The organism is Dietzia sp. HMSC21D01 (assembly GCF_001815995.1).
Lineage (GTDB): Bacteria > Actinomycetota > Actinomycetes > Mycobacteriales > Mycobacteriaceae > Dietzia > Dietzia cinnamea.
This window is the reverse complement of the sequence record NZ_KV823878.1, coordinates 1-6,774: the sequence shown is the minus strand read 5'-3', so window position 1 is coordinate 6,774 and position 6,774 is coordinate 1. Positions and strand designations below refer to the sequence as shown.

Annotated in this window: 7 protein-coding genes; 5 read left to right on the top strand and 2 right to left on the bottom strand. The window is 69.9% G+C overall.

Features of this window, described 5'->3' with window-relative positions; all coding sequences use genetic code 11:
* Both HMPREF3086_RS07205 and HMPREF3086_RS07200 read right to left on the bottom strand, forming a co-directional pair.
* A partial coding sequence (locus tag HMPREF3086_RS07205) for a thymidine phosphorylase (protein ID WP_070721037.1) occupies positions 1-937 on the bottom strand: 937 nt, incomplete at its 3' end.
* A complete protein-coding gene (locus HMPREF3086_RS07200) occupies positions 934-1,416 on the bottom strand; it encodes a cytidine deaminase (RefSeq protein ID WP_070721032.1) in 483 nt (160 codons plus the stop codon). The genes HMPREF3086_RS07205 and HMPREF3086_RS07200, both read right to left, overlap by 4 nt.
* A 190-nt stretch (positions 1,417-1,606) precedes the next feature.
* On the opposite strand from HMPREF3086_RS07200, the gene sdhC reads away from it, so the two are divergent.
* The 5 genes from sdhC to HMPREF3086_RS07175 all read left to right on the top strand — a co-directional run.
* Positions 1,607-2,014, top strand: a complete 408-nt coding sequence (gene sdhC, locus HMPREF3086_RS07195) for a succinate dehydrogenase, cytochrome b556 subunit (RefSeq protein WP_061228073.1) — start codon at positions 1,607-1,609, stop codon at positions 2,012-2,014.
* Positions 2,015-2,028: 14 nt separating this feature from the next.
* A complete protein-coding gene (locus HMPREF3086_RS07190; protein ID WP_070721030.1) occupies positions 2,029-2,460 on the top strand; it encodes a succinate dehydrogenase hydrophobic membrane anchor subunit in 432 nt (143 codons plus the stop codon).
* 49 nt (positions 2,461-2,509) lie between these two features.
* On the top strand, positions 2,510-4,279 hold the full coding sequence (gene sdhA / locus HMPREF3086_RS07185; RefSeq protein WP_061228075.1) for a succinate dehydrogenase flavoprotein subunit: 1,770 nt from the start codon (positions 2,510-2,512) through the stop codon (positions 4,277-4,279).
* Positions 4,279-5,073 carry a succinate dehydrogenase iron-sulfur subunit gene (locus tag HMPREF3086_RS07180; protein ID WP_061228076.1) on the top strand — a complete coding sequence of 265 codons (795 nt, stop codon included), beginning with the start codon at positions 4,279-4,281 and terminating at the stop codon, positions 5,071-5,073. The genes sdhA and HMPREF3086_RS07180 overlap by 1 nt, the downstream gene beginning before the upstream one ends.
* A 396-nt stretch (positions 5,074-5,469) precedes the next feature.
* On the top strand, positions 5,470-6,774 hold a 1,305-nt coding region (locus HMPREF3086_RS07175), incomplete at its 3' end, for a D-alanyl-D-alanine carboxypeptidase family protein (RefSeq protein WP_070721027.1).

Genomic DNA, 6,774 nt, shown 5'->3' with positions numbered 1-6,774 from the left:
GCCCGTCCGCCAGCCGGGCACGCGGGTCGGCGTCCGGGATCCCCACCGCGGCGAGCGCCTCCAGCGCCAGCGCGCAGGTGAGGTCGACCATGTCGGCGGGCCCCCCGCCGGCGAGGATCTCCCGCGCCTCAGCCACCTCGAGCGCGTTGCCCACGGCGCGACCGAGCGGCGTGTGGTTGGCGGTCACCAGGGCGCTGGTCCGCACACCGGCGGCGGCGCCGATCCCGACCATCACCCGCGCCAGCTCGCGGGCGTCGGTGGGGGCGGGCAGGAACGCGCCGGAGCCGAACTTCACGTCCAACACCAGCGCTCCGGTGCCCTCGGCGATCTTCTTGCTCATGATGGACGCCGCGATCATCGGGATGGACGCGACGGTGCCGGTGACGTCTCGGAGCGCGTAGAGGGCCCGGTCGGCGGGGGCGAGGTCCGCCCCGGCAGCGCAGATCACGGCCCCCGTCCGCGTCAGGACGGCCCGCAGTTCGTCGGCGTCGAGGTCCGCGCGCCACCCGGGGATCGACTCGAGTCTGTCGAGCGTGCCGCCCGTGTGGCCGAGTCCGCGACCGGACAGCTGCGGCACGGCGACGTCCCAGGTCGCGAGCAGCGGCGTGAGCACGAGGGTGATCGCGTCGCCCACCCCGCCGGTCGAGTGCTTGTCGACGGTCGGCACCACGGCGTCGCCGCGGGTCACGGTGGACAGGTCCAGTCGGGTGCCCGAGCGCACCATGGCAGAGGTCCACCGGGAGATCTCGTGGTCGGTCATCCCGCGGAAATAGATCGCCATCGCGAGCGCGGACATCTGCTCGGGCGCGACGGCCCCGCTGGTGAACCCCTCGACGATCCAGTCGATCTCGTCGTCGTCGAGCTCCCGTCCGTCCCTCTTCGCCTCGATGATCCGCACGGCGTCATGGCGTCGCGCCGGACCGACCCGCGCGCTCACGCCAGGTCCCCCGGCCCGAACGCGTCCGGGAGGAGCTCGCCGAGGCGCACCGCGCCGCGTGCGGTGTGGACGACCAGGTCGGGGCCGCCGTGTTCGTGGAGGAGCTGCCGGCAGCGCCCGCACGGCGAGAGCGGCTCGCCGGTGTGGGTGACGACGACGAGCTCGAGCAGCCTCCCGCCTCCGGTGCGGTGGAGGTCCGACACGAGCGAACACTCGGCACACAGTGTCAACCCGTAGGAGGCGTTCTCCACGTTGCACCCGACGACGATCCGATCCCGCCCGTCTCCCCGGCCGGGGGGCGGCGTGATCCCGGGTTCCGTTCCCGCGACGGCAGGGCCGACCGGAGGCCCGGTCAGCGCGGCGGCACCGACCCCCAGGCCGGAGTAGGGCGTGTAGGCGTTTCGCGCGGCCCCCAGTGCCACTTCCGTGAGAGTGTCGACAAGAGTGCTGCGTTGTGCTGCGGATTCATCATGCGTCACGTCGATCTACCCCTCGGTAACTTCATTTAGGGTCGCCTAACAGGCATTACCCGCCCCGACCACGGTACCCACCCTGGTTTTCGTCAGGCAGATCTCAGGTCTAAAGTCCTAGTAGGCGCCCGCTGTGCTCTCGGGCCGGAACGCGCGCCGATGGCATCAGGCCCAGACGATTCGGAGGCACGACAAGCCCATGAGTACTGCGCAGGCGCCGGCGCGTCCGGCCCCCAGAAAGAAGCTCAATCTCTACAAGGGTGACCCGGGGATGTGGTCGTGGGTCGCCCACCGAATCTCCGGCGTCGCGATCTTCTTCTTCCTCTTCGTGCACGTGCTCGACACGTCGCTCGTCACGGTGAGCCCGGAGAGCTACAACGCGGTCATCGACACGTACAAGACGCCGATCGTCGGGCTGATGGAGATCGGCCTCGTGGCGCTCGTGCTGTTCCACGCGCTCAACGGCCTGCGCATCGTCCTGGTGGACTTCTGGTCCAAGGGCGCCAAGTACCAGCGCCAGATGCTGTGGACGATCCTCGCGATCTGGGTCGTGGTCTTCGCCGCCGCGACCGCGCGCCTCCTCTTCCTCCTCTTCGAGCACCTCTAAGGAGAACGATCACCATGGCAGACGCACCTGTTCTCCAGACCTCCTACGACCGCCCCGCCTCGCTGGCGCAGCCCCGGTCCCCGCGCCTCCGCTCGCGCTTCAATTTCGAGCGCACCGCGTGGATCTTCATGCGATTCTCCGGCGTCGCGCTGGTCATCCTCACCCTCGGCCACCTGACGGTCGGCCTCATGATCGACGAGGGCGTCCAGCGCATCGACTGGGCCTACGTGGCCGATCGCTGGCAGAGCCCGTTCTGGGCGACCTGGGACATCCTCATGCTCTGGCTGGCGATGCTGCACGGCGCCAACGGTGTCCGCACCATCATCGCCGACTACTCGCGCAAGGACTCGACCCGGTTCTGGCTCAACTCGATCCTCCTCGCCGCCACCGTTCTGACCCTGGTCCTGGGCACCTACGCCATCTTCGGCCTCGCCTACGACATTTGATCGCCGGCTGCGGACTCCCCATTCTTCGAAAGCGAGCACTGAGTAACCCATGACCGATCGTCAGGTCCACCAGCACCAGTACGACGTAGTGATCGTCGGCGCGGGCGGCGCAGGCATGCGCGCGGCCATCGAGGCGGGCCCGCGTACCCGTACCGCGGTCCTCACCAAGCTCTACCCCACCCGCTCCCACACCGGCGCCGCCCAGGGCGGCATGTGCGCGGCCCTCGCCAACGTCGAGGAGGACAACTGGGAGTGGCACACGTTCGACACGGTCAAGGGCGGCGACTACCTCGTCGACCAGGACGCCGCGGAGATCATGGCCAAGGAGGCCATCACCGCCGTCATCGACCTGGAGAACATGGGCCTGCCGTTCAACCGCACGCCCGAGGGCAAGATCGACCAGCGCCGCTTCGGCGGACACACCCGTGACCACGGCAAGGCGCCCGTCCGCCGGGCCTGCTACGCGGCCGACCGCACGGGTCACATGATCCTGCAGACGCTCTACCAGAACTGCGTAAAGCACAAGGTCGAGTTCTTCAACGAGTTCTACGTGCTGGACCTCTGCCTCACGGAGACCGCCGACGGCCCCGTCGCCACCGGCTGCGTCGCCTACGAGCTCGCCTCCGGCGACCTGCACGTCTTCCATTCCAAGGCCACCGTCTTCGCGACCGGCGGCTCGGGCCGTATGTACAAGACCACCTCCAACGCCCACACCCTCACCGGTGACGGCATGGCCGTGGTCTTCCGCAAGGGCCTGCCGCTGGAGGACATGGAGTTCCACCAGTTCCACCCGACCGGCCTGGCCGGCCTGGGCATCCTCATCTCCGAAGCCGTCCGTGGCGAGGGCGGCATCCTGCGTAACGCCGACGGCGAGCGTTTCATGGAGCGCTACGCCCCCACCATCAAGGACCTCGCCCCGCGTGACATCGTCGCCCGCTCGATGGTCCTTGAGGTGCGCGAGGGTCGCGGCGCCGGCCCCGAGAAGGACTACGTCTACATCGACGTGACCCACCTCGGCGCCGACGTGCTCGAGGAGAAGCTGCCCGACATCACCGAGTTCTCCCGCACGTACCTCGGTGTGGACCCCGTGACCGAGCTCGTGCCCGTGTTCCCCACCTGCCACTACGTCATGGGCGGCATCCCGACCAACGTCCGGGGCGAGGTGCTGCGCAACAACTCCGACGTCGTCCCCGGCCTGTACGCCGCCGGAGAGTGCGCCTGCGTGTCCGTCCACGGCTCCAACCGCCTGGGCACCAACTCGCTGCTGGATATCAACGTCTTCGGCCGCCGCGCCGGCATCGCCGCGGCGGAGTACGCTGCGAACCACGAGTTCGTCGAGCTCCCCGAGGAGCCGGAGAAGATGGTCCGCGACTGGATGGAGCGCATGCTCGCCCCGCACGGCACGGAGAACGCCGCCGACATCCGCAGCCAGATGCAGGCCATGATGGACGACAAGGCGTCGGTGTTCCGCACCGAGCAGTCGCTCACCGAGGCCCGCGATGAGCTGCGCGAGCTGAAGAAGCGCTACGCCGAGGTCACCGTCTCGGACAAGGGCAAGCGTTTCAACACCGAGCTCTTGGAAGCCGTCGAGCTGGGCTTCCTGCTGGAGCTGGCGGAGGTCACGGTCGTCTGTGCCCTCAACCGCAAGGAGTCCCGCGGCGGTCACTCCCGCGAGGACTACCCTGACCGCGACGACGAGACATACATGAAGCACACCATGGCGTTCAAGGAGGGCGGTCTCGACCTGCTCTCCGACATCCGGCTGGACTGGAAGCCGGTTGTGCAGACCCGCTACGAGCCGATGGAGCGTAAGTACTGATGACCACCGCAGTCGACACCACCAAGGCCACCGACGGCAGGGACCCGAACTCCGACAACCGTCCCGTCCCGCCCGGCTCGACCATGGTCACGCTGAAGATCGCCCGGTTCAACCCGGAGGATCCGGATTCGGCGGGTTGGAAGGAGTACGAGGTCCCGGCCCTACCGTCGGACCGTCTGCTCAACCTGCTGATGTACGTCAAGAACTACATCGACGGGTCCCTGGCGTTCCGCCGGTCCTGTGCGCACGGCATCTGCGGGTCGGACGCCATGCTCATCAACGGCGTGAACCGCCTGGCGTGCAAGGTCCTCATGAAGGACATGCTCCCCAAGGACGGCAAGTCCATCACCATCACTGTGGCGCCGCTGCGCGGTCTGCCGGTGGAGAAGGATCTCTACGTCGACATGGAGCCGTTCTTCAAGTCGTACCGCGACGTCATGCCGTACCTCATCACGTCCGGCAACCAGCCGACCGCCGAGCGCATCCAGTCGCAGACCGACCGCGCCCGCTTCGACGACACCACCAAGTGCATCCTCTGCGCCTGCTGTACGACCTCCTGCCCCGTGTTCTGGGCCGACGGGTCGTACTTCGGGCCGGCGGCCATCGTCAACGCTCACCGGTTCATCTTCGACTCCCGTGACGAGGGCGCCGCCGAGCGTCTCGAGATCCTCAACGACGCCGAGGGCGTGTGGCGCTGCCGCACCACCTTCAACTGCACCGACGCGTGCCCCCGTGGCATCCAGGTCACGCAGGCGATCCAGGAGGTCAAGCGCGCACTGCTGTTCGCCCGCTGATCATCCCCACGCGGGGCGCCCCAGACTCCGCCGCGGCCGGGGCCGCATCCTCCACTTCCGGAGGGTGCGGCCCCGCCCGCATTTCCGGCCCGCCCGGGCCTGCGCTGCGCGCGTCACTGCGCACCCTACCCATGCCTCCCATGGCCGCCTCTCGCCATGGCGTCTGGCGCGTACCGATGAGCGCGCGAGACGACATGTCCGCGCGCGGCTGTCGAAAGCTGGCGAGCGAGACGCCATCGGGAGGGGCGAGACGCCATCGCAGGGAGCGGCTGCAAGCGACGCCGGGAGCGAGACGCCATCGCCGGGAGCGGCTGCGGGGAATGCGTTCGCCTCGGCGGCCCGTCTCACGGCGGGTCCGGCCCACGAACGCCCCGGCCGGTCATAGAATCTGGACCCGTGACCAGCACCCGACGACGGCCCGCACACCGCGCCGCCGGCCTCGCGATCGCGGCCCTCGTCGCGCTGACACCCCTCGCCGCCGCGGACCCCGCTACGGCCGTCGAACCCGCGCCGGACCTCCCGCTCACGGAGGCGCCGCCGGCGGCCGTGTTGCCGTCGACCACCTCGTCGTCGTACTTCGACACCCCACGCGACATCACCGGCTGTCCCCACCGCACGACCCCGCCCGCACCGGTCGACGAGTCCGAGGTCCCGCTGCCCGGCCAGACCGCGCCCACCCCTCCCCCCGTCCCCGAGATCCCGCCGGGCGGCGACGCGCTGGCCGGCTGCGACGTCGTAGCCCCTGACGGTTTCGAGACGCCCCGCGACGTGACGGCGAGCGCGTGGATGATCTCCGACCTCGACAGCGGCGAGATCGTGGCCGCCCGCGACCCTCACGGTCGCTATCGCCCCGCCAGTCTCATCAAGACGCTGCTCGCGACCGTCGCGCTCGACACTCTCGACCCGGATCGGATCGTCCACGTCACCGACGCCGACCTCGAGGGGGCCGAGGGCAGCCTCGTGGGCGTCGGCCCGGGCGGTGCGTACTCCGTCAAACGGTTGCTCACCGGACTGCTCATGTCGTCGGGCAACGACGCGGCCGTGGTGCTCGCGCACCAGATGGGCGGGATCGAGGCGACGCTCGAGGCGATGAACGCCCACGCCGCCGGGATCGGGGCGCGCAGCACCTATGCGGCCACGGTCAACGGGCTCGACGGGCCCGGCATGATGTCCAGCGCCTACGACATGACTCTGATCTTCCGCGACGCGATGACCCGGCCGACGTTCGCCGAGATCGTCGCCACGCAGTCCACCGGATTCCCCGGGTATCCCGCCGGCGAGGGCGCGGGCCCGCCCGACCCCGCCGAGGCGCCGCCGAACACCGGCCCGGTCATCCGCCCGGACGGGGTCACCGTCAATCCCGGGTTCGTGGTGGGCAACGACAACCTGCTCCTCTACAACTACCCGGGCGCGATCGGCGGCAAGACCGGCTTCACGGACGACGCCCGCCACACGTACATCGGCGCGGCCGAGCGCGACGGGAGGCGGCTGGCAGTGGTGCTGCTCGACGGCACCCGCGTGCCCGCGGCCCCGTGGCAGCAGGCGGCGTCCCTGCTCGATACCGCGTTCGCCACCGGCGGCTCGGTGGGGTCGCTCGGGGCCGGCGAACAGAACCCGTCCGACGACGCGACGGCTCATCTCGCCTCCGGGCCGGTCGGCAGGGCGGGGCGCCCGGGCGCGGCGGACACGGCGGACGTCGGC

Excerpts from the sequence above, each read along its gene's own strand:
- HMPREF3086_RS07180 (WP_061228076.1), top strand. The coding sequence starts at position 4,279 with ATGACCACCGCAGTCGACACCACCAAGGCCACCGACGGCAGGGACCCG.
- sdhC (WP_061228073.1), top strand. The coding sequence starts at position 1,607 with ATGAGTACTGCGCAGGCGCCGGCGCGTCCGGCCCCCAGAAAGAAGCTC.
- HMPREF3086_RS07190 (WP_070721030.1), top strand. The coding sequence starts at position 2,029 with ATGGCAGACGCACCTGTTCTCCAGACCTCCTACGACCGCCCCGCCTCG.
- sdhA (WP_061228075.1), top strand. The coding sequence starts at position 2,510 with ATGACCGATCGTCAGGTCCACCAGCACCAGTACGACGTAGTGATCGTC.